At 59.2% G+C, this 22,288-nt stretch carries 15 protein-coding genes; 9 read left to right on the top strand and 6 right to left on the bottom strand.

The features are described 5' to 3' along the window. Nucleotides 1–287 precede the first annotated feature (287 nt). The 4 genes from ycaO (at nucleotide 288) to pflA (ending at nucleotide 6,526) form a co-directional block, all read left to right on the top strand. The gene (gene ycaO / locus AC6I7Z_RS07030; RefSeq protein ID WP_497813652.1) at nucleotides 288–2,048 is read left to right on the top strand and encodes a 30S ribosomal protein S12 methylthiotransferase accessory factor YcaO; all 1,761 of its coding nucleotides are present in this window, start codon (nucleotides 288–290) and stop codon (nucleotides 2,046–2,048) included. A 364-nt stretch (nucleotides 2,049–2,412) separates the two neighbouring features. Continuing rightward, a complete protein-coding gene (gene focA / locus AC6I7Z_RS07025; RefSeq protein ID WP_497813651.1) occupies nucleotides 2,413–3,273 on the top strand; it encodes a formate transporter FocA in 861 nt (286 codons plus the stop codon). Between the two features lie 68 nt (nucleotides 3,274–3,341). Then, complete coding sequence (gene pflB / locus AC6I7Z_RS07020) at nucleotides 3,342–5,624, top strand: formate C-acetyltransferase (protein ID WP_497813650.1); 2,283 nt, start codon at nucleotides 3,342–3,344, stop codon at nucleotides 5,622–5,624. Between the two features lie 161 nt (nucleotides 5,625–5,785). Then, on the top strand, nucleotides 5,786–6,526 hold the full coding sequence (pflA, locus tag AC6I7Z_RS07015; protein WP_033789268.1) for a pyruvate formate lyase 1-activating protein: 741 nt from the start codon (nucleotides 5,786–5,788) through the stop codon (nucleotides 6,524–6,526). Nucleotides 6,527–6,698: 172 nt separating this feature from the next. Here pflA and AC6I7Z_RS07010 read toward each other — a convergent pair whose 3' ends face one another. The 6 genes from AC6I7Z_RS07010 to lrp all read right to left on the bottom strand — a co-directional run bounded on the left by AC6I7Z_RS07010 (nucleotide 6,699) and on the right by lrp (nucleotide 15,858). Further along, nucleotides 6,699–7,850 (bottom strand): MFS transporter, encoded by a 1,152-nt coding sequence (locus AC6I7Z_RS07010; protein WP_497813649.1) that lies wholly within the window; start codon nucleotides 7,848–7,850, stop codon nucleotides 6,699–6,701. A 304-nt stretch (nucleotides 7,851–8,154) separates the two neighbouring features. Beyond that, complete coding sequence (serS, locus tag AC6I7Z_RS07005) at nucleotides 8,155–9,447, bottom strand: serine--tRNA ligase (RefSeq protein ID WP_216492058.1); 1,293 nt, start codon at nucleotides 9,445–9,447, stop codon at nucleotides 8,155–8,157. Nucleotides 9,448–9,537: 90 nt separating this feature from the next. Further along, nucleotides 9,538–10,881 (bottom strand): replication-associated recombination protein A, encoded by a 1,344-nt coding sequence (locus tag AC6I7Z_RS07000; RefSeq protein WP_033789565.1) that lies wholly within the window; start codon nucleotides 10,879–10,881, stop codon nucleotides 9,538–9,540. Between the two features lie 7 nt (nucleotides 10,882–10,888). Further along, the gene (gene lolA, locus AC6I7Z_RS06995) at nucleotides 10,889–11,500 is read right to left on the bottom strand and encodes an outer membrane lipoprotein periplasmic chaperone LolA (RefSeq protein ID WP_033751302.1); all 612 of its coding nucleotides are present in this window, start codon (nucleotides 11,498–11,500) and stop codon (nucleotides 10,889–10,891) included. Between the two features lie 177 nt (nucleotides 11,501–11,677). After that, complete coding sequence (locus tag AC6I7Z_RS06990) at nucleotides 11,678–15,244, bottom strand: DNA translocase FtsK 4TM domain-containing protein (RefSeq protein WP_497813648.1); 3,567 nt, start codon at nucleotides 15,242–15,244, stop codon at nucleotides 11,678–11,680. A 119-nt stretch (nucleotides 15,245–15,363) separates the two neighbouring features. After that, nucleotides 15,364–15,858 (bottom strand): leucine-responsive transcriptional regulator Lrp, encoded by a 495-nt coding sequence (lrp, locus tag AC6I7Z_RS06985; protein ID WP_006118610.1) that lies wholly within the window; start codon nucleotides 15,856–15,858, stop codon nucleotides 15,364–15,366. A 528-nt stretch (nucleotides 15,859–16,386) separates the two neighbouring features. Between lrp and trxB the strand changes: the two genes are divergently transcribed. The 5 genes from trxB (at nucleotide 16,387) to infA (ending at nucleotide 22,281) form a co-directional block, all read left to right on the top strand. Beyond that, a complete protein-coding gene (gene trxB, locus AC6I7Z_RS06980; protein ID WP_048785808.1) occupies nucleotides 16,387–17,355 on the top strand; it encodes a thioredoxin-disulfide reductase in 969 nt (322 codons plus the stop codon). A 136-nt stretch (nucleotides 17,356–17,491) separates the two neighbouring features. Beyond that, nucleotides 17,492–19,261 carry a heme ABC transporter permease/ATP-binding protein CydD gene (gene cydD / locus AC6I7Z_RS06975; RefSeq protein ID WP_497813647.1) on the top strand — a complete coding sequence of 590 codons (1,770 nt, stop codon included), beginning with the start codon at nucleotides 17,492–17,494 and terminating at the stop codon, nucleotides 19,259–19,261. Beyond that, nucleotides 19,261–20,991, top strand: a complete 1,731-nt coding sequence (cydC, locus tag AC6I7Z_RS06970; protein WP_497813646.1) for a heme ABC transporter ATP-binding protein/permease CydC — start codon at nucleotides 19,261–19,263, stop codon at nucleotides 20,989–20,991. Before cydD ends, cydC begins: the two co-directional genes overlap by 1 nt. 31 nt (nucleotides 20,992–21,022) lie before the next feature. Continuing rightward, the gene (gene aat, locus AC6I7Z_RS06965; RefSeq protein ID WP_497813645.1) at nucleotides 21,023–21,715 is read left to right on the top strand and encodes a leucyl/phenylalanyl-tRNA--protein transferase; all 693 of its coding nucleotides are present in this window, start codon (nucleotides 21,023–21,025) and stop codon (nucleotides 21,713–21,715) included. Nucleotides 21,716–22,062: 347 nt separating this feature from the next. After that, the gene (gene infA, locus AC6I7Z_RS06960; protein WP_002211347.1) at nucleotides 22,063–22,281 is read left to right on the top strand and encodes a translation initiation factor IF-1; all 219 of its coding nucleotides are present in this window, start codon (nucleotides 22,063–22,065) and stop codon (nucleotides 22,279–22,281) included. Nucleotides 22,282–22,288: the final 7 nt, after the last annotated feature.

The following is a 22,288-nucleotide window of genomic DNA, read 5'->3' as shown; positions in this document are numbered from 1 at the left end:
CGGTTATGAATTGCTTACCGGTTTTATCACTGCCTTATGGCGCCTGCAATGATAAATCGGGAAGGGATCACATTTTCTGAATCTGCCGCGCCGCAGCTTATGTTACAAATGAAACGCAGCGCGAAATTTTGTGAGGCGGCTCGTTGAGTGAGAAAAGAGAGTCCTTCTGCCACGCCGCTTTCAGGATAATGGCGGGTAGAAATTTATCCCGTCTTCATAGCGCCACGGCGGCAAAGTCCGTATCATTGCGCGCTTTACGCCCACTATATATATGAGAGAGCGGTTCCATGACGCAAACGTTTATTCCCGGCAAAGACGCAGCACTGGAAGATTCCATCGCGCGCTTCCAGCAAAAACTGACCGACCTTGGCTTTAATATTGAAGAAGCCTCCTGGCTTAATCCGGTTCCCCACGTCTGGTCCGTGCATATTCGCGACCGCGATTGTCCGCTCTGCTTTACCAACGGCAAAGGCGCCAGCAAGAAAGCCGCGCTGGCGTCGGCGCTGGGCGAATATTTCGAGCGTCTCTCGACTAACTATTTCTTCGCCGACTTCTGGCTGGGCAAATCGATCGCCAACGGCGATTTCGTTCACTACCCGGACGAGAAATGGTTCCCGATCCCGGCGGACGGCTCATTGCCGGAAGGCATTCTGGATGCGCGCCTGCGCGCTTTTTACGATCCTGACGACGCGCTGACCGCGCCGGAGCTGGTGGATCTGCAGTCCGGCAACGCCGAGCGCGGCATCTGCGGCCTGCCGTTTACCCGTCAGTCCGATCAGCAGACCGTCTATATCCCGATGAACATCATCGGCAACCTCTACGTCTCCAACGGCATGTCGGCGGGCAATACCGCCAACGAAGCGCGCGTGCAGGGGCTTTCCGAGGTGTTTGAGCGCTATATCAAAAACCGCATTATCGCCGAAGCGATCAGCCTGCCGACAATTCCTGAGAGCGTGATGCAGCGCTATCCTGGCGTGGTAGAGGCGATTGCGCGCCTCGAAGCGGAAGGCTTCCCGATTTTCGCCTATGACGCCTCGCTGGGCGGCAAATATCCGGTGATCTGCGTGGTGCTGTTCAACCCGCAAAACGGCACCTGTTTCGCCTCTTTCGGCGCGCATCCCGATTTCGGCGTCGCCCTTGAGCGTACCGTTACCGAGCTGCTGCAGGGCCGCAGCCTGAAAGATCTCGACGTCTTTACGCCGCCAACCTTCGACGATGAAGAAGTCGCCGAGCACGCCAACCTCGAGACGCACTTTATCGACTCCAGCGGCCTTATCTCCTGGGATTTGTTCAAAGAAAAAGCGGACTATCCCTTCGTCGACTGGTCATTCAGCGGCACGACCCAGGAAGAGTTCGCCACCCTGATGGCGATCTTCCGCGAGGAAGGGCAGGAAGTCTATATCGCGGATTACGATCACCTGGGCGTCTACGCCTGCCGCATTATCGTGCCGGGCATGTCCGATATCTATCCGGCGGAAGATCTGGTGCTGGCGAACAACAACATGGGCGCGGGCCTGCGCGACACGCTGCTGGCGCTGCCTGCCAGCAACTGGAATCCGGAAGAGTATCTTGACCTGATTGCCCAGCTGGATGAAGAAGGCCATGACGACTTTACCCGCGTGCGCGAACTGCTGGGGCTGGCGAGCGGCAAAGACAACGGCTGGTACACGCTGCGCATCGGCGAGCTGAAGGCGATGCTGGCGCTGGCTGGGGGCGACCTGGATCAGGCGCTAATCTGGACCGAATGGACCATGGAGTTCAACGGCTCGATCTTTTCAGCGGAACGCGCCAACTACTACCGCTGCCTGCAGACGCTGCTGCTGCTGGCGATGGAAGATGAGCGCGACCCGCTGCAGTATCATCACGCCTTCACGCGCATGTACGGTGCGGAAGCGCTGGAAGCGGCGTCGGCGGCCATCAGCGGCGAAGCGCCCTTCTACGGTCTGCAGGCCGTTGACGACGACCTCAAAGCCTTCCCGGCGCACCAGGCGCTGCTGCAGGCTTATGAAAAACTCCAGACGGCAAAACGTCGTTACTGGAAAAAATAGTTAACCTGTTCAGCTGCGCAAGGCTAAATTAAACAGGCATGGCGTCAATACTATTGGCGCCATTATTTATCGCGGAGCAGCGTCTTTCATTATTTTTAATCGTTCGTCACATTGTTTTTTTAACATTACAGACTTGCCTGATGACATTGCTTAACACAATGGGCCGCCGCTCATTATCCGCATTTAAAATAAAGATATAAAATTTAAAAAATTTTTATTTATTAAAATTCAATATATTACGCCATTTATTTCGTTTCCTGCCTCGATCCTCCCCGCTGTCTTCTGGTCAAATATGATCCAGATCAAATCCTGTCCTATACTCCTTTGTTAGTATTTTTCCAGACATCTTTTGGAGAGCGTTAGTGTGAAAGCTGACAACCCTTTTAATCTGTTATTACCGGCCGCAATGGCCAAAGTGGCGGAAGATGCTGGAGTATATAAAGCCACTAAACATCCCTTAACCACTTTTTTCCTTGCCATCACCGCCGGCGTTTTTATTTCCATCGCGTTTGTTTTTTATATCACTGCGACCACCGGCACCGCAGGCATGCCTTATGGCGTGGCGAAACTTATCGGCGGCATCTGCTTCTCGCTGGGGCTGATTCTGGTGGTGATATGCGGCGCCGATCTCTTTACCTCTACCGTGCTGATTGTCGTCGCGAAAGCGAGCGGACGCATCACCTGGGGACAGCTGGCGCGCAACTGGATCAATGTCTATTTCGGCAACCTCGTTGGCGCGCTGTTTTTCGTCGCCCTGATCTGGTTCGCCGGCGAGCATATGACGGCGAACGGCGCGTGGGGTTTGAATGTGCTGCAAACCGCCGATCATAAAATGCATCACAGTTTTATTGAAGCCGTCTGCCTGGGCACGCTGGCGAACCTGATGGTCTGCCTGGCGGTCTGGATGAGCTATTCCGGCCATAGCCTGACGGATAAGACCCTGGCGATGATTCTGCCGGTCGCCATGTTCGTTGCCAGCGGCTTCGAGCACAGCATCGCCAATATGTTCCTTATTCCGTTAGCGATCGTCATTCGCGATTTTTCTGGCCCGGCTTTCTGGCAAGCCGCCGGCGCCAGCGCCGACCAGTTCCAGGCGCTTACGCCCGTCAACTTTATTATCGACAACCTGATTCCGGTCACGCTCGGCAACATTATCGGCGGCGGTCTGCTGGTTGGGTTGACCTACTGGGTGATCTATTTACGCAACGGTTCTAACGCACATTAATGATTCTGACCGACGCCGCCTGGCTGGCGGCGCCAACGTAACGTCTTCTTAGATAAGGCAGGTATATCATGACCGATCTGAATACAAAACAGGCTGCGGCCTGGGAAGGGTTCGCCGAGGGCGAATGGCAGAACAGCGTCAACGTTCGCGATTTTATTCAAAGGAACTACACGCCGTATGAGGGCGATGAGTCATTCCTGGCTGGCGCGACCGACGCGACCACTAAGCTGTGGAACGACGTGCTGGAAGGCATTAAAATTGAAAACCGCACGCATGCCCCCGTCGATTTCGACACCGATCTCGCCTCGACCATTACCGCGCACGACGCCGGCTATATCAATAAATCGCTGGAAAAAATCGTCGGCCTGCAGACTGAAGCTCCGCTGAAACGCGCCATTATCCCGTTCGGCGGCATCAAAATGGTGGAAGGTTCCTGTAAGGTTTACGGCCGTGAGCTGGACCCTACTCTGAAAAAAATCTTCACCGAATACCGTAAAACCCATAACCAGGGCGTGTTCGATGTCTATACCCAGGACATCCTGCGCTGCCGTAAATCGGGCGTGCTGACCGGTCTGCCGGACGCCTACGGCCGCGGCCGCATCATCGGCGACTATCGCCGCGTCGCGCTGTACGGCATCGACTTCCTGATGCAGGACAAACTGGCCCAGTTCCATTCGCTGCAGAACGATCTGGAAAACGGTGTGAACCTGGAAGCCACCATCCGTCTGCGTGAAGAGATTGCTGAACAGCATCGCGCGCTGGCCCAGATTAAAGAGATGGCCGCCAAATATGGCTGCGATATCTCCGGTCCGGCAACCAACGCGCAGGAAGCGGTACAGTGGACCTACTTCGGCTATCTCGCCGCAGTGAAATCGCAGAACGGCGCCGCGATGTCCTTCGGCCGCGTCTCGACCTTCCTGGACATCTATATCGAACGCGATATGCAGGCAGGCAAGCTTACCGAAGAGCAGGCGCAGGAGCTGATTGACCATCTGGTGATGAAGCTGCGCATGGTGCGCTTCCTGCGCACGCCAGAATATGATGAACTCTTCTCCGGCGACCCGATCTGGGCGACTGAATCGCTGGCGGGCATGGGCGTCGACGGTCGTACTCTGGTGACAAAAAGCACCTTCCGTTTCCTGAACACCCTTTACACCATGGGTCCGTCGCCTGAGCCGAACATGACCATCCTGTGGTCAGAAAAACTGCCGGTGAACTTCAAGAAATATGCCGCTAAAGTCTCCATCGATACCTCGTCTCTGCAGTATGAAAATGACGACCTGATGCGTCCAGACTTTAACAATGACGACTACGCCATCGCCTGCTGCGTTAGCCCGATGATTGTCGGCAAACAGATGCAGTTCTTCGGCGCGCGCGCTAACCTGGCGAAAACCCTGCTGTACGCAATCAACGGCGGCATGGATGAAAAAATGAAAATGCAGGTAGGCCCAAAAGAGGCGCCTGTAATGGACGACGTGCTCGATTTCGATACCGTTATGGCGCGTATGGACCACTTCATGGACTGGCTGGCGAAACAGTATGTGACCGCGCTGAACATCATTCATTACATGCATGATAAGTACAGCTACGAAGCTTCGCTGATGGCGCTGCATGACCGCGATGTCTATCGCACCATGGCCTGCGGCATCGCCGGTCTGTCTGTGGCTGCCGATTCGCTCGCCGCGATCAAATACGCCAAAGTGAAACCGGTCCGCGACGAAGATGGCCTGGCGGTCGACTTTGAAATCGAAGGCGAATATCCGCAGTTTGGTAATAACGATCCGCGCGTCGATGACCTGGCCTGCGACCTGGTTGAACGTTTCATGAAGAAAATTCAGAAACTCACCACTTACCGCAACGCCGTACCGACGCAGTCTGTGCTGACCATTACCTCAAACGTGGTTTACGGTAAGAAAACCGGTAATACACCAGATGGTCGTCGCGCTGGCGCGCCTTTCGGTCCAGGCGCCAACCCGATGCACGGACGCGATCAGAAAGGCGCCGTCGCCTCGCTGACCTCTGTGGCTAAACTGCCCTTCGCCTACGCGAAAGATGGTATCTCCTATACCTTCTCTATCGTGCCGAACGCGCTGGGTAAAGACGACAACGTGCGTAAAGCTAACCTTGCCGGCCTGATGGATGGTTACTTCCATCATGAAGCAAACATTGAAGGCGGCCAGCACCTTAATGTGAACGTGATGAACCGCGAGATGCTGCTGGATGCGATGGAACATCCGGAAAACTATCCGCAGCTGACCATCCGCGTTTCCGGCTATGCCGTCCGCTTTAACTCGCTGACGAAAGAGCAGCAGCAGGATGTGATTACTCGTACCTTCACTAACTCGCTGTAAGCATATTGCTCTAAGCTGTAAAAAAGGCTCCTCCGGGAGCCTTTTCTCCAAGGCCCGTTTTGTCTGCGCTCTCACTGCAGAAATCAGTCAAAACCGACTTTTTTCATCGAGCACAACAGAGATTGTGCGCCTGCTACAGGCTAACCTGGAGAAACATCGCAATGTCTTGCAACGGTCGTATCCACTCATTCGAATCCTGCGGGACGGTTGACGGTCCCGGCATCCGTTTTATCACCTTCTTTCAGGGCTGCCTGATGCGCTGCCTCTACTGCCATAACCGCGATACCTGGGATACGCACGGCGGAAAAGAGGTCACCGTCGAAGAGCTGATGAAAGATGTGCTTTCCTATCGCCACTTTATGAACGCCTCTGGCGGCGGCGTAACCGCCTCCGGCGGCGAAGCGATTTTACAGGCTGAGTTTGTGCGCGACTGGTTCCGCGCCTGCAAGGCGGAAGGCATTCATACCTGTCTGGACACCAACGGCTTTGTGCGCCGCTACGATCCGGTAATCGACGAGCTGCTGGACGTCACCGATCTGGTGATGCTCGATCTCAAGCAGGTGAACGATGACGTCCATCAGATTCTGGTCGGCGTCTCTAACCATCGCACGCTCGATTTTGCCCGCTATCTGCAGAAGAAAGGCAAGCGCACCTGGATCCGTTACGTGGTGGTGCCTGGCTATTCCGACGACGACGATTCGGCGCACCGACTCGGCGAGTTCACGCGGGATATGGACAACGTCGAGAAGATTGAGCTGCTGCCCTATCACGAACTCGGCAAGCATAAATGGATTGCGATGGGCGAAGAGTACAAGCTTGACGGCGTGAAGCCGCCGACGAAAGAGACCATGGAGCGCGTGAAAAACATTCTCGCTGGCTACGGTCATCATGTTATGTATTAACATAACCGCACCCAGAGTGAGACAGTGGTTGGCTGGGCCAGAAGAGCAAAGCTTCCCGCGCCAGGGAAGGCGCGGGCCGAGCGTGCATGGATGCTTAAGCGACTTTGCGATCTGGCCCAGCCAACCACGCAGGCACTGGCCCTTTTCGCATCAAAGCACGAGTTTTATGACGTCAGGCGTGCGCCACCGGCGTCGCCTGCTGATCGGCCTTACGCAGCAGCATCATCAGATAGACCAGCGCCACGCCGGCGATCATCACAAACAGAATGCGATCGGAATAGCTCTGCATCAGCACCGCCGTCATGCTGGGACCCGCCAGGCTGCCGATGGTATAGCTCAAAAGCAGCGCCTGGTTCATCGCCACCAGCTCATGATGCGCCACGGTCTCGCAGGCCCATGACATCGCCACCGGGTAGAGCGTAAAGCCTGCCAGGCCCAGCACAAAGAGCGCCGGCGCCATCGCGGCGTTGCTCAGCATGGCAATCGCGCCCAGAATCACGACAAACACCTGAACGCGCAGCACCAGCAGGCGGCCGAAACGATCCGCCAGGCGGCCCACCGGCCACTGCCCCACAATACCGGCGCTAACCAGCAGCGCCATCCAGTAGCCGACGTTGGCATCGCTCATGCCCTGATGCGAGAGATAGAGCGGCATCAGGCCATAGAGCGATCCCAGCACGATACCGGAAATAATACAGCCGTTAATGCCGAGTCGTGAGCTACGACGACGCAGCATCGGCCAGATTTTGCCCGGCGCAGCGTCGGTCGCCTCGCCGGCCGCAGTGACCTTCACGAACACCAGCGGCAGAATGGCGCAGATCATCAGCGCGGTCAGCCAGGGAATCACGCTGAACAGCTCGGTGGAGACTTTGCTTACCAGCAGCTGGCCTGCCACGGTGCCCAGATAGTAGACAATCATATAGGCGGCCAGCAGCTGCCCGCGGTTGCGTACCGTGCCGCTGCAAAGCAGCGCGCTCTCTACCACCACCCAAATCAACGCGCAGCCGACGCCAGCGCCGAAACGCAGCAGCGACCAGGCCCAGAAACCGTCCATCATTAATAAACCGGCGGTCGCAGCGGCAAACACCGTCGTGGCGAGATAGTAGCTGCGGTTAAAACCGTAATGCTTGATCAGCCAGCCGGCCACCAGCGTACCCGCCAGATTGCCGGTATAGAAAGAGGAACTCACGACGCCTACCTGCCAGGTAGCCAGCGCATCGTGAGTCAGCCACAGCGGAACCAGCGTATTGAGCACAGCAATTGCGACCGTCAGCAAAAGCAGGCCGCAAAGCAGCAGCACCACGGGACGTGACCAGGTGGACATAGGAATAAAAACCAAAGAAAAGAGGGGAAGTTGCGCGCAGTTTGCCACTGGCTAATTTAAAGGAAAAGCACAAAAAAAAGGCGCAGCACATTTTGCTGCAAGATAATTTAATTTATTAATCTTCAGTAGGTTATAGAAGTGTCAAACGAGACGAGGTTTAGCGCTATCTTAATGAAAAACAGGCTTTTTAAGCACGACGCTGCCGAGCGTGTCGATAACGATTATTTCTGATAGATTTTGGCCGCCGACGCGCTTTGAAGATAAAAAAACCCGGACAGGTCCGGGTTTCTGCTTAACGCGCGTATCAGCCGATAAACTCGACGCCGTTCATATAAGGGCGCAATACTTCCGGCACCTGAATACGGCCGTCAGCCTGCTGATAGTTCTCCAGCACCGCTACCAGCGTACGGCCCACTGCCAGGCCAGAGCCGTTCAGGGTGTGCACCAGACGCGGTTTCTTGTCGGTTTTGCTGCGGCAGCGTGCCTGCATGCGACGCGCCTGGAAATCCCACATATTGGAGCAGGAGGAGATTTCGCGATAGGTATTCTGCGCTGGCAGCCAGACTTCCAGATCGTAAGTCTTGGCAGAGCCGAAGCCCATGTCGCCGGTGCAGAGCAGCACCTTGCGGTACGGCAGGTTTAGCAGCTGCAGCACTTTCTCTGCGTGGCCCACCAGCTCTTCCAGCGCATCCATCGAGGTTTCCGGCGCGACGATCTGCACCATCTCAACCTTGTCGAACTGATGCATGCGGATCAGGCCGCGCGTATCGCGACCGTAAGAGCCGGCCTCAGAGCGGAAGCAAGGCGTATGCGCGGTCAGTTTGATCGGCAGACTCTCCTCTTCCACGATTTCGTCGCGCACCAGGTTGGTCAGCGGCACTTCCGCGGTCGGGATCAGCGCATAGTTGCTGCTCTCTGACTCCTCTTCCAGCGGTCGGGTATGAAACAGATCCTCACCGAACTTCGGCAGCTGACCGGTACCGTACAGGGTCGCATGATTGACCAGATAGGGTACGTAGGTTTCCAGATAGCCGTGCTGCTCAGTGTGCAGGTCGATCATAAACTGGCTCAGGGCGCGATGCAGACGGGCAATTTGTCCCTGCATCACCACAAAGCGCGAGCCGGTCAGCTTCACCGCAGAGGCAAAGTCGAGGCCTTTCGCCATCTCGCCCAGCTCAACGTGATCTTTCGCCGGGAAATCAAACTGGCGCGGCTCGCCCCAGCGGCTGACTTCCTGGTTCTCGCTGTCATCTTTGCCCAGCGGCACTTCGTCCGCCGGCAGGTTCGGCAGCGCCAGGGTGAAGTCGCGAATTTCGTTTTGCAGGGCATCCAGTTCCGCTTTGGCCGCATCCAGGCGTTCGCCCAGCGCGTTCACTTCCTGACGCAGCGGCTCGATATCTTCCCCACGTGCTTTGGCCTGACCGATGGATTTGGATCGGGAGTTACGCTCGGCCTGCAGATTTTCCGTTTCTACCTGCAGGACTTTACGGCGCTCTTCTAAGGAGCGCAGCGTTTCCACATCCAGTTTGAATCCTCGGCGTGCCAGTTTTTCTGCGACTGCGTCTGGCTCATTACGCAGCAGATTGGGATCGAGCATGCTTATCCTGTGTAATAAAAGGTTGAAAAGAGGGATGCATTCCCGCTGGAATGCATTGAAATCCTTGCTCACCTTACCGTAACGCCTGTTTTAGCGGTAGCGTTTTGTCGGGCTATTTTGATCCTGTTCAGCCAGCCAGGCGAGCTTTTCGCCAATTTTGCCTTCGAGGCCACGTTGGGTCGGCGTGTAGTAGCGCGTCTGCGCCATTTCCGGTGGAAAATAGACCTCGCCTGCCGCATAGGCGTGTGCTTCATCATGGGCGTAGCGGTACTCTTTGCCCAGGCCCATCTCCTTCATCAGCCGGGTCGGCGCGTTGCGCAGGTGCTCCGGCACGTCATAGTCGGGATGCTCGCGCGCATCGCGCATCGCCGCTTTAAAGGCGTTATAGACGGCATTGCTTTTCGGCGCGCAGGCGAGATAGACGATCGCCTGAGCGATAGCGCGTTCCCCTTCGGCTGGCCCAACGCGGGTAAAGCAGTCCCAGGCGGCGATCGCCACCTGCATACCGCGCGGATCGGCGTTGCCGACATCTTCCGAGGCGATCGCCAGCAGGCGCCGCGCGACATAGAGCGGATCGCCGCCGGCGGTAATAATGCGCGCGTACCAGTAAAGCGCCGCATCCGGCGCTGAGCCACGCACCGATTTGTGCAGCGCCGAAATCAGATCGTAAAATCGGTCGCCCTTATTATCGAAGCGCGCGGCGCGCTCGCCGGAGACTTCGGTCAGCAGCTGCGGCGTCAGCTCGCGTTTGCCCTGCGCGTTGCTCTCCGCCATATCCGCCATCATTTCCAGCGTATTAAGCGCGCGGCGCGCATCGCCGCTGACCAGTTCGGCGATCATGCGGCGCGTATTGTCGGGCAGAAGAATATCGCTGTCGCCGTAGCCGCGCGTTTTGTCCTGCATCGCCTGATCGAGCACCTGCTCGATATCTTCCGTGGTCAGCGATTTCAGCAGATAGACGCGCGCGCGGGAGAGCAGCGCGGAGTTGAGTTCGAACGAGGGGTTTTCCGTCGTGGCGCCGATAAAAGTGATGGTGCCGTCTTCGATATGCGGTAAAAACGCATCCTGCTGACTTTTGTTGAAGCGATGCACCTCGTCGACGAACAGAATGGTGCGGCGGCCGACCTGACGACTATGGCGCGCCCGCTCGATCGCCTCGCGGATCTCTTTGACGCCCGACGTGACGGCGGAGATACGCTCGACGTCGGCATTGCCGTAGCGCGCGATAATCTCCGCCAGCGTGGTTTTACCTGTACCCGGCGGCCCCCAAAGAATCATCGAGTGCAGATGGCCAGCCTCGATTGCGCGCGGCAAGGGCTTGCCGGGCGCCAGCAGATGCTGCTGCCCGATATACTGCTTAAGCGTTTCGGGGCGCATACGCGCCGCCAGCGGCTTGAAATCTTCAGAGGAAAAATCCAGAGACAGATTACCCACGCTCACCTCACTGACGCTGGTCGTCTACCGTCACCCCTTTAGGCGGCGTGAAGGTAAACTTGTCCGGGCTAATAGCGCCGTTTTTCTGGCTTTTGAGCTGATAGCTGCTGCGCTGGCCATCCTGCTCAATGGCGCTGAACTGGTTGATGGTGCCCGTTGGGGTGACTGAAAGAGTGAACTGTTTAAGATTGCCGTCGCTGTTTTTCGGCGTCAGTTCAAACGTATCGCCCTGCTGTTTGATGTTGTACTGCTGCCAGTCGCTCGGCTGGTTGCGGGCAATCAGCATGAAAGGCGTGTTGCTGGTGGCGTTTTTCAGCAGGCTGACGCTCGCCTGTTCCACGAACGGGTTATAGAACCACAGGTTTTTGCCGTCAGAGATAATCACGCTCTCGTCCGGCGCGGTCATGTGCCAGTTAAACAGGCTGGGACGCTTCACCCACAGCTCGCCCTCGCCTTCCTGCACGTTGGCGCCGCTGCTGTCGGTCACTTTCTGGCTGAAGCTGGCGTGGAAGCTGTTAACTTTGTTCAGACGCTGCTGCAGATCGCTGGAGGCGTCCGCCATTACGCTGGCAGACGCAAAAACGGCCAACAGGCCAGACACGATTACGCTTGATTTCATCCGCTTCAATTCCTTATTTATCTCTATCCAGTGAATACCGTTTTAATTCTGGTCGCCGTTTTAGCATTGGGCCAGGAGAAAAACCCGAAAGCTTTCTCTGATATGAGGGGTAAATGTCGCCTGAACAATGGGCCAGTAAAAACTGGCCCATGATTGTTTGTTGCAAAGCGTGTCGCGCTACATTTCGTGCGGCGGCGGCGAAAGCACCTCGCGGTTGCCGTTGTGGCCTGGCTCCGAGACGATGCCCTGCGCTTCCATCTGTTCGATAATGCGCGCGGCGCGGTTATAGCCGATACGGAACTGGCGCTGTACGCCGGAAATAGAGGCGCGTCGCTTGTCGACCACAAAGGCCACCGCCTGATCGAACAGCGGATCCAGCTCTTCATCGCCTTCCAGGCCGCCAGAGCCGCCTTCACTCTCTTCGCCTGCGGTAATGCTTTCGATGTACTGCGGACGTCCGCGCGCCTTCCAGTCCTGCACCACGGCGTGCACTTCCTGATCGCGCACGAAGGCGCCGTGCACGCGCACCGGCATAGAGGAGTTAGGCGGCATATAGAGCATATCGCCCATGCCCAGCAGCGATTCGGCGCCGCCCTGATCGAGGATGGTGCGCGAGTCGATTTTGCTCGAGACGGTAAAGGCGATGCGCGTCGGGATATTGGCCTTGATCAGGCCGGTAATCACATCCACTGACGGGCGCTGGGTCGCCAGCACCAGGTGGATGCCCGCGGCGCGCGCTTTCTGCGCCAGACGCGCGATCAGCTCTTCAACTTTCTTGCCGACCGCCATCATCAGGTCGGCGAACTCATCCACCAGAACCACGATATAAGGCAGCTTTTCCAGTACCGGCGGCGTCATATCCATACTGTCGCCGGGCTTCCAGAACGGATCGGGAATCGGACGGCCCATCGCTTCCGCCTGCTCGACTTTTTCGTTGTAACCGGCAAGGTTACGCACGCCGAGCGCCGACATCAGTTTATAGCGACGCTCCATCTCGCCGACGCTCCAGCGCAGCGCGTTAGCCGCGTCTTTCATATCGGTAACGACTTCAGTCAGCAGGTGCGGAATGCCCTCATAGACCGACAGCTCGAGCATTTTCGGGTCGATCATGATAAAGCGCACCTCTTCCGGCGTCGCCTTATAGAGCATGCTGATAATCATGGTGTTAACGCCGACCGACTTACCGGAACCTGTAGTACCGGCGACCAGCAGGTGAGGCATTTTCGCCAGATCGGCGACCACCGGCTGACCGGCGATATCTTTGCCCAGCACCACCGCCAGCGGCGACGGGTTGTCGCGGAATTTGGCGCAGTCGAGCACTTCGCGCAGATAGACCGTCTGGCGATGCTTGTTAGGCAGCTCCAGGCCGACATAGGGCTTGCCGGGGATCACCTCAACCACGCGCACCGCGACCGCGGAGAGCGAACGCGCCAGATCGCGCGACAGGTTGGAGATGCGCGCGGCCTTGACGCCAGGGGCCAGATCCAGCTCGAAGCGGGTAATGACTGGGCCAGGCGAGATGCCGACCACTTCCGCTTTGACGCGATAGTCGCCCAGGCGCGCTTCGACCAGGCGCGCCGTTTGCTCCAGCGCGAACATATCGACCGGCTCCTCTTCCGCAGGCGGCGAGGTGAGCAGATCGAGCGTCGGCAGCGGCGTAGAGGGTTTCTCCAGCGGCTGATTGTGACGCATCAGGAAAGGATGGATCAGGCTGTTATCCAGCGAAGCAGAGTGTGAGGCCGTTGGCTGCGCAGCGGCAGGCGCAGACGCCTGAAACGCGGGCGTCGGTTCCGGCTCTGCGGCGGGCGCGTAATCAGCCTCAGGCGCGAACGCGTCAGCGGGTTCGAACGCGGCGGAGACCGTCGGCGCGGCCACGGAGACCGCCGGCTGGGCAGCCGCCGCTTCAGCAGGCTGCTGCCACGGCGTATGGGTCGCCGCGGGCGCTTCCGGTTCAGGGGTGCTGGCGATGGTGAAGATCGGTTCGTTCGGTCCCTCATCCACCAGATCTTTCATCGGCGAGAAGTCGAACGCGGCGGAGGTATCCAGGCTAAAGGCGGGCGCTTTCTCTTCCTGCTCGTCGGCGCCGTAGCGCTGCTGCTGCTGAGCGGCAAACTGCTGCGCCAGCGCAGCCTGTTCGATCGCCTCATCCGCGTCAGGCTCCTCTTCCTGCTGCCAGCTCTTGCCGTAGCGCTGCTGCTGCTGGCTGGCGAACGCCTCGCGCAGCTGTGCCTGCTCTTCAGCCTGCTGCTGCTGTTCCGACCACTCGGCATGCGCCTCTGCTGGCCGATCGGCCTCGGCGCGCTGCTGCTCTTGCGCTTTGGCTTTTTCTTCCGCCATACGCTGCGAAGGCAGCTTGATGCCGTAGGAGGCGAGCTCGCGTCGCGTCGGCAGTTTTACCGGATTAGGACGCGGCAGCGCCGGTCCAATGCCCTGCTTCACCTGCGGATTGTGGTTGGTTTCCGGCACGATATCGAACAGCGGCGCAGAGCTTGCCTGCGCGGCGGCAGCGGCAGCGGCGCTCGCCGTTGCGGTCATATCGGCGTCGCGCCAGTTGCCCATCTGCGGACCTTCGTCCTCTTCCCAGCCGGTAAAGGCGGGCGCGGCAGGCTCTTGCGGCATCTCAAAACGGTAGCGCGGCGGCTCGACGGGCGCTGCGGGCTGCTCGGTCGCTGGCGCAAAGGCGCTGGCGGGCTGCTGAGGCGCGGAGAAGGCGTTAGGCGTCGAAGCCTGTACGGCGGTCGGAGTCTGTACGGCCGCAGCCGCTACAGGCGCGGCGGACGTTGCAGCAGGCGCGGAGAATGTCGGCGTCGCTGGCGAACTACCCGCTTCTGGCGTAGCCGGAGCAGGCGTAACGGCCGGTACCGCATTCGTCGCCGAAGCGGCGGCAGTCGGCGCTGGCGACGCGGCAGCGGCAACGCCTGCGGCCTGGGCGGCGGACGTCAGCGCGGCGTCCGTCGCCGCAGCGGCTTTCGCCAGCAGCGGATCGGCGGCATCAGGCGCAGCCTGAGCGGCCGGCGCGCGCGGCGCGGCAAGCAGCACATCCTCTTCATCCTGCGCGGCCGCCTCAAAGCGCGGCGCGACGTCAGCGTCGATCTCGTCCTCGTCTTCCTGCCACGGCTCGTCGCGGCGCGAACGGTTGCTGGCGAACGTCAGCACGCCCATTACTACGCCGCCGATGCGCTCGGCGATGGTCAGCCATGACCAGCCGGTATAGAGCGTAATGCCCGCCGCCCAGACGCAGAGCAGCGCCAGCGTGCCGGTAGCCGGCGAGAACCAGGGCGCAATGGCGTTGCTCACCAGGCTGCCGATAACGCCGCCGGAGGCGAAATACCAGATATCGTCGGCGTTGAGCGCGGCCAGGCCGCAGGTGGTCACTACCAGCGCCAGCACGCCGATCAGGCGCAGGCCGATAGCGAAATAGTCGATGTAGTCCTGCTGATCGCGCTGGCGAAAGGCGATCCAGCAGAGTCCGACGATCACCGGCGGAATGGCGTAGGCCATTACGCCGAAGCTAAACAGCAGCGTATCCGCCAGCCAGGCCCCCACGCCGCCGCCGAGATTATGAATCGGCTCATGCCAGGCGGTTTGCGACCAGCTCGGATCGGAAGGATTGAAGCTGACGAGCGAGACCATCAGATAGACGGCGAAAAGCGAGACGAGAATAAGCAACGCTTCCAGCAGACGACGCCCACTGCTCAGCGGTTTTAACGAAACTTCTTTGTCTTCTGTGTATTCCTGGCTCAAGAGAACTCTCCAGGTGCCTGTAAATTATGAAGGCAACAGCGTCGGGCAAGCCCGACGCTGGTCCTGTATGAATTCACAGGAGTGTATCGAAATATCGCAGGTTTTGCACCTGCGCTGCGTTATCGGGTTTTGATCACCAGCCGATTACTCTGTTTGACCTCTTCCATCACCACGTAAGTGCGGGTGTCGTTGACCCCCGGCAGGCGCAGCAGGGTTTCGCCAAGCAGCTTACGGTAGGCGGACATATCCGGCACGCGCGTCTTCAGCAGGTAGTCGAAGTCGCCGGAAACCAGGTGACACTCTTGAGTTTCCTCAAGTTTTTGCACAGCGGCGTTAAACTGTTCAAACACATCCGGCGCGCCACGATTCAGAGTAATCTCAACAAAAACCAGCAGCGATGCATCGAGATAGTGCGGGTTAAGCTGCGCGGTATAGCCAAGAATAAAACCCTGACGTTCCAGACGACGCACACGCTCAAGACATGGCGTAGGCGATAATCCTACGCGTTTGGAAAGCTCTACGTTGGAAATACGACCATCTTTCTGAAGCTCATTCAGAATATTTCTGTCGATCCTGTCGAGATCTTTTCCGGGGCGTTTCTTATTGTCTACCATTATTATTGTCTCTCTTAATTCCTTCCCTTTACCTGCCACGCCCTGGAAACGTTCACTGTTCAAGGCATTAGTGAAGCGAAGAATCAAAGCCTGTGCGCTGTCGCGCATCCATCCGCATGACGCATGTTGTCTGTCCACATCATGCGTCATTACCTATGCCAGGCTGTAATTTATCGGGAATAAAGGGGCAAAACGAGGAACGAAACCCTGTTTTGACTCTCTCCTTCTTCTTCGCTTCTGCCATTGTTTTCGCAAAAGCGCAGGCGATTGTCAAAGTAAAAAGACCAAATTCAGGACAAGATGCCAGACAGACTGCTGGGTAACTGTTTTTAAATGAGAATTTTTGTACTTTTGCACCAGTAAAAACCGATTATTGCCCCCTTTTAGCGCAGCCGACGTGCAGAACCCGCCGTTATCGTCTACGCCGTTTGCAGCTATCGGCAACAAAATTCCTCAGCCCTTTTTTTGCCACGGTAAATTCCCTACAATCCCAGGTCATGTTGTCAGCCGAATGAAACTGAGGATCATATGAGTACGGCCAAACACAGTAAATTGCTCATTCTGGGCTCAGGCCCAGCGGGTTATACCGCAGCGGTCTATGCTGCTCGCGCTAACCTGAATCCGGTGCTGATCACCGGCCTCGAAAAAGGCGGTCAGCTGACCACCACCACCGAGGTAGAGAACTGGCCCGGCGACCCGCACGATCTCACTGGTCCCTCGCTGATGGAGCGCATGCATGAGCATGCCGAAAAATTCAACACGGAAATCATTTTCGACCATATTCACACCGTCGATCTGCAGAACCGTCCGTTCCGTCTTATCGGCGACAGCGCCGAATACACCGCTGACGCGCTGATTATCGCGACCGGCGCTTCGGCGCGCTATCTGGGCCTGCCTTCCGAAGAGGCGTTTAAAGGCAAAGGCGTTTCCGCCTGCGCCACCTGCGACGGCTTCTTTTACCGCAACCAGAAAGTCGCGGTGATCGGCGGCGGCAATACCGCGGTGGAAGAGGCGCTCTATCTGGCGAACATCGCGGCGGAAGTGCACCTGATTCACCGTCGCGACAGCTTCCGCGCGGAGAAAATCCTGATCGATCGCCTGATGGAAAAAGTGCGCAGCGGCAATATCGTGCTGCACACCGATCGCACGCTGGAAGAGGTGGTTGGCGACCAGATGGGCGTGACCGGCCTGACGCTGCGCTCGACGCTGAACGAAGCGGAGACCGAGTCGCTGGAAGTGGCGGGTCTGTTCGTCGCCATCGGCCATAGCCCGAATACGGCGATCTTCGAAGGCCAGCTGGCGCTGGAGAACGGCTATATCAAGGTTCAGTCCGGCCTGCACGGCAACGCTACCCAGACCAGCATCCCCGGCGTGTTCGCCGCAGGCGACGTGATGGACCATATCTATCGCCAGGCGATCACCTCTGCCGGCACCGGCTGTATGGCCGCGCTGGACGCCGAGCGCTATCTCGACGGTCTGGTTAAAAACGATCGGTGAGTTGTTAATTAGCTGATCTTACTTATTCGGGGCGACTGTTTTTCAGTCGCCTTTTTTTATGCCGCCGTGCTAGATTCAGGCGCCTGAAAGCTACCTTCTTATTCTTTCCTGGATATCGATAACGCTACGGTCTCGCATGAACAAAACCCGGCAACAGGAACTGACCCGCTGGCTGCGCCAGCAACGCGCTTACGGCGGCCGCTGGCTGCGGTTGACCTCGCTGTTTGGGCTGGCGAGCGCGCTGGTGATTATTGCCCAGGCCTGGCTGCTCGCCTTTTTGCTGCAGGCGCTGATTGTCGAACAGCGGCCGCGCGCTGACCTGCTTCTCCCCTTCGCCCTTTTGCTGCTTTGCTTTGCGCTGCGCGCGCTGCTTAACTATGCGCGCGAGGCCGCAGGCTTTCGCGCCGGCCAGGCGATTCGCCAGGCGCTGCGTCAGCAGGTGCTGGATCGCCTCTCCGCGCTCGGCCCGGCGTGGATCCGCGGCAAACCGGCGGGCAGCTGGGCGACGCTGCTGCTGGAGCAGATCGAGGAGATGCAGGAGTATTACGCGCGCTATCTGCCGCAGATGACGCTGGCGGCGCTGATCCCCTTATGCATTCTGTTGACCGTTTTCCCGCTTAACTGGGCGGCCGGTTTGATCCTGCTGGTCACCGCGCCGCTGATCCCGCTGTTTATGGCGCTGGTCGGCATGGGCGCGGCCGACGCCAACCGCCGCAACTTTATCGCGCTGGCGCGCCTCAGCGGCGATTTCCTCGACCGGCTGCGCGGACGCGAAACCCTGCGCCTGTTTCATCGCGCCGAAGCGGAAACCGCCGCTATCGCCGCCTCCACCGCCGATTTTCGCCAGCGCACCATGGAAGTGCTGCGCCTCGCCTTTCTCTCCTCCGCCGTGCTGGAGTTTTTCGCGTCGCTGGCGATTGCGGTGGTTGCGGTCTACTTCGGCTTCTCCTATCTCGGCGAACTCCATTTCGGCGCCTGGGGAAGCGGCGTTACCCTGTTTGCCGGTTTCGTCGCTCTGATCCTCGCGCCGGAATTCTTCCAGCCGCTGCGCGATCTCGGCGCGTTTTATCATGCCAAAGCGCAGGCGGTCGGCGGCGCGGACGCTCTGGAGCGCTTTATGCGCGAGAGCCCGCAGCCTGCCGCCGCCGAGGGCGCGGCGACGCTGCCCGGCGACGCGCCGCTCGCCATCGTCGGGCAGGATTTGATTGCCCTGAGCCCAGAGGGCAAAGCGCTGTGCGGCCCCCTCAGCTTTACGCTTGCGGCCGGCGAGCGCGTGGCGCTGGTCGGCCAGAGCGGCGCAGGAAAAACCGTGCTGATGAACGTGCTGCTCGGCTTCCTGCCCTATCAGGGCTCGCTGCGCGTCAACGGCGTCGAGCTGCGCGAGATGCGCCGCGCCTACTGGCAGCGGCAGATCGCCTGGCTTGGGCAAAACCCGCAGCTGCCCGCCGGGACGCTGCAGGAGAATATCGTGATGGGGAACGGGCGAGACGACGTCGATCTGGACGCTCTGCTCGCCGACTGCGGCGTCAGCGAATTTTTACCGCGGCTCTCCGCCGGCGTGCTGACGCCGATCGGCGACGACGGCGCGGGGCTTTCCGTCGGCCAGGCGCAGCGCATCGCGCTGGCGCGCGCGCTCTATAAGCCAGCGCGTCTGCTGCTGCTGGACGAGCCCGCCGCCAGCCTCGACAGCCGCAGCGAACAGCACGTGATGCGGGCGCTCGATAAGGCGTCACGCCGCCAGACTACCCTGATGAGCACCCACCAGCTCGATGCGCTGCAGCAGTGGGATGCGGTCTGGGTGATGCAGGAGGGTCAGCTAACGCAGCAGGGCCAGTGGCGCGATCTGATCGCCGAACCCGGCCCGTTTCGCCAGATGGCTCTGCATCGTCAGAAGGAGATTAGCTGATGTCCGCCCTGCGTCCTTTCCTGCGCCTGTTTCTACGTCACCCCTGGCGGCTGTCGCTGGGCGTGCTGCTTGCCATCGTTACGCTGCTGGCCAGCATCGGTCTGCTGGCGCTTTCAGGCTGGTTTCTCGCCGCCTCTTCGCTGGCGGGCCTCGCCGGGCTCTACAGTTTTAACTACATGCTGCCCGCCGCAGGCGTTCGCGGCGCGGCGATTACACGCACCGCCGCGCGCTATTTCGAGCGGCTGGTCAGCCATGACGCGACTTTCCGCGTGCTGCAACACCTGCGCGTCTTTACCTTCAGCCGCCTTATCGCGCTGGCGCCGGGCCAGCTGGCGGCGTTCCGCCAGGGCGATCTGCTTAACCGCTTCGTCGGCGACGTCGATACCCTCGACCATCTCTATCTGCGGATTATCGCCCCGCTGGCTGGCGCTTTGGTGGTGATTGTGGTGGTGACGCTGGGCATCGGCCTGCTGGACGTGCGGCTGGCGCTGACCCTCGGCGGCGTGATGCTGGCGACGCTGCTGCTGCTGCCGCCGCTGTTTTATCGGCTGGGCGCGCCAGCCGGGCGCGCGATTGCGCAGCAGCGCGCGCAGTGGCGCCTGCGGCTGATGCACTGGCTAAGCGGGCAGGCTGAACTGGCGATTTACGGCCTCTCCGATCGCTGGCGCGGGCAGCTCGACCGCGACGAAGCGCAATGGCAGAAAGCGCAGCAGCAGCAGCAGCGTCTGCAGGCGCTGTCGCAAAGCCTGCTGCTGCTGATAAGCGGCGCGACCGTAACGCTGCTGCTGTGGATGAGCGCCGATAGCCTGGCGCACAGCGCCTCGTCCGGCGCGCTTATCGCGCTGGTGGTCTTCTGCGCGCTGGCCGCCTTCGAAGCGCTGGGCCCGGTCGCCGGCGCCTTTCTGCCGCTGGCGCAGGTGATCGCCGCCGCAGAGCGCGTCACCGGCATTATCGGGCAGACGCCCGCCATCCGCTTTCCCGCCAGCGCGGCCTGCGCGCCGGGCAGCCTTTCGGTGGCGATCGACCAGCTTACCTTCCGCTATCCGCATCGCCCCGAAGCGGTGCTGGAAGGATTTTCGTTGCAGGTGCGGGCAGGCGAACGCGTGGCGCTGCTCGGCCCTACCGGCTGCGGCAAATCCACCCTGCTGGCGCTGCTGACGCGCGCCTGGGACACGGAGGCGGGATCGATTAGGCTGCAGGAGGTCGCGCTGTGCGACTGGGATGAAAAATCGCTGCGTCAGCGCATCAGCGTGGTGACGCAGCGCGTGCATCTGTTTAACCAGACGCTGCGCGAAAACCTGCGCGTGGCGCGTCCCGACGCCAGCGACGCGCAGCTCAGCGAGGCGCTGCGCCAGAGCGGGCTAACGCGGCTGCTAGAGAGCGAAGAGGGGCTTAACGCCTGGCTCGGCGAAGGGGGCCGCCCGCTGTCGGGAGGCGAGCTGCGTCGCCTGGCGATTGCGCGCGCGCTGCTGCACGACGGCGATCTCTGGCTGCTGGACGAACCCACCGAAGGGCTTGACGCCGCCACCGAACAGCAAATTCTGGTGCTGCTGCAGCAGGTCACCCTCGGCAAGACCCTGATTATGGTGACGCACCGCCTTAGCGGGCTGGAAATGCTGGATCGCATCTGCGTGATGGAAAATGGCCAGATTGTCGAACAGGGCGCGCACCACGAATTAATCTCAAAAGAGGGGCGCTACTGGCATTTCCAGCAGCGCTTTGCGCTATAGTCTTAGCGAAAAAGCGACGAGTAACGATGCGATGAGACTGGTGCAACTGTCACGGGAATCCCTACATTTTCCTCCGCCGGAGATGGCGCTGCGCGAGCCGAACGGCCTGCTGGCGATGGGCGGCGATCTCTCCCCTGCCCGCCTGCTCAGCGCCTATCAGCGCGGCATTTTTCCCTGGTTTTCGCCGGGCGATCCGATTTTGTGGTGGTCGCCCGATCCGCGCGCGGTTTTAGTGCCGGAATCTTTTCATCTCAGCCGCAGCATGGCGCGGTTTCATCGCCGCTCGCCCTACCGCGTCACCATGAATCAGGCCTTTTTCGAGGTGGTGGAAGGCTGCGCCGCCGGTCGTCAGGAAGGCACCTGGATCACCTTCGAGGTAAAGCGCGCCTGGCAGCGTCTCTATGAGCTGGGCCATGCGCATTCCGTCGAAGTCTGGCAGGATCAGCAGCTGGTCGGCGGCATGTACGGCCTCGCACTCGGGCAAATTTTCTGCGGCGAGTCGATGTTTAGCCGCAGCGAGAACGCCTCAAAAACCGCACTCTGGGTATTTTGCCAGCATTTCATCAAACATCAGGGCAGGCTGGTGGATTGTCAGGTTTTGAATCCGCACACCGCCTCGCTGGGCGCGCGTGAGATCCCGCGCGTCGACTATTTGCAGTATGTTCAGACCCTTGCCTGGCAGCCCGTCAGCGCCGGCTGCTGGCGCACTCAGACCCTTTTTTAAGCCCGCGCAGATGTTTTGCACACAATCAGGCGTAAAAGTGGTATAATAGTCGCGTTTGGTATGTCGTCCGCGCTTCGCAACGGCGAGCCGGAATTGCCAGGCTGGGAATCACAACGCACTCCCGGAACTGTTTCAGATGAGCGCGTGTTACCGCCTACTGATGCAGATTCTTAGCCCGTTAATCCCCCGCAGACGTCACATAAACACCCGAATTTAACCGAGATGCTCGCGCCCTCGCGCGAAGCACGGCGAAGCGTTGGCCTTACCGCCAACGTTTCTTTACATAAATCGTGGAATTCGGCATTATCTTGCCGGTTCACTGAAAGCTAGTCCACCCAGAGGATTCGATGGCCAAAGAAGACAATATTGAAATGCAAGGTACCGTACTTGATACGTTACCTAACACCATGTTCCGTGTAGAACTCGAAAACGGTCACGTGGTTACCGCTCATATCTCCGGTAAAATGCGCAAAAACTATATCCGCATCCTGACGGGCGACAAAGTGACTGTTGAGCTGACCCCGTACGACCTGAGCAAAGGCCGCATTGTCTTCCGTAGTCGCTAAGCGGCTT

Source organism: Pantoea sp. X-Soil-MYKO-1289 (assembly GCF_059730625.1).
This window is presented reverse-complemented; position numbering and strand designations above follow the sequence as displayed.

Excerpts from the sequence above, each read along its gene's own strand:
- ycaO (WP_497813652.1), top strand. The coding sequence starts at position 288 with ATGACGCAAACGTTTATTCCCGGCAAAGACGCAGCACTGGAAGATTCC.
- pflB (WP_497813650.1), top strand. The coding sequence starts at position 3,342 with ATGACCGATCTGAATACAAAACAGGCTGCGGCCTGGGAAGGGTTCGCC.
- pflA (WP_033789268.1), top strand. The coding sequence starts at position 5,786 with ATGTCTTGCAACGGTCGTATCCACTCATTCGAATCCTGCGGGACGGTT.
- AC6I7Z_RS07010 (WP_497813649.1), bottom strand. The coding sequence starts at position 7,850 with ATGTCCACCTGGTCACGTCCCGTGGTGCTGCTGCTTTGCGGCCTGCTT.
- serS (WP_216492058.1), bottom strand. The coding sequence starts at position 9,447 with ATGCTCGATCCCAATCTGCTGCGTAATGAGCCAGACGCAGTCGCAGAA.
- lolA (WP_033751302.1), bottom strand. The coding sequence starts at position 11,500 with ATGAAATCAAGCGTAATCGTGTCTGGCCTGTTGGCCGTTTTTGCGTCT.
- lrp (WP_006118610.1), bottom strand. The coding sequence starts at position 15,858 with ATGGTAGACAATAAGAAACGCCCCGGAAAAGATCTCGACAGGATCGAC.
- trxB (WP_048785808.1), top strand. The coding sequence starts at position 16,387 with ATGAGTACGGCCAAACACAGTAAATTGCTCATTCTGGGCTCAGGCCCA.
- cydD (WP_497813647.1), top strand. The coding sequence starts at position 17,492 with ATGAACAAAACCCGGCAACAGGAACTGACCCGCTGGCTGCGCCAGCAA.
- cydC (WP_497813646.1), top strand. The coding sequence starts at position 19,261 with ATGTCCGCCCTGCGTCCTTTCCTGCGCCTGTTTCTACGTCACCCCTGG.
- aat (WP_497813645.1), top strand. The coding sequence starts at position 21,023 with ATGAGACTGGTGCAACTGTCACGGGAATCCCTACATTTTCCTCCGCCG.
- infA (WP_002211347.1), top strand. The coding sequence starts at position 22,063 with ATGGCCAAAGAAGACAATATTGAAATGCAAGGTACCGTACTTGATACG.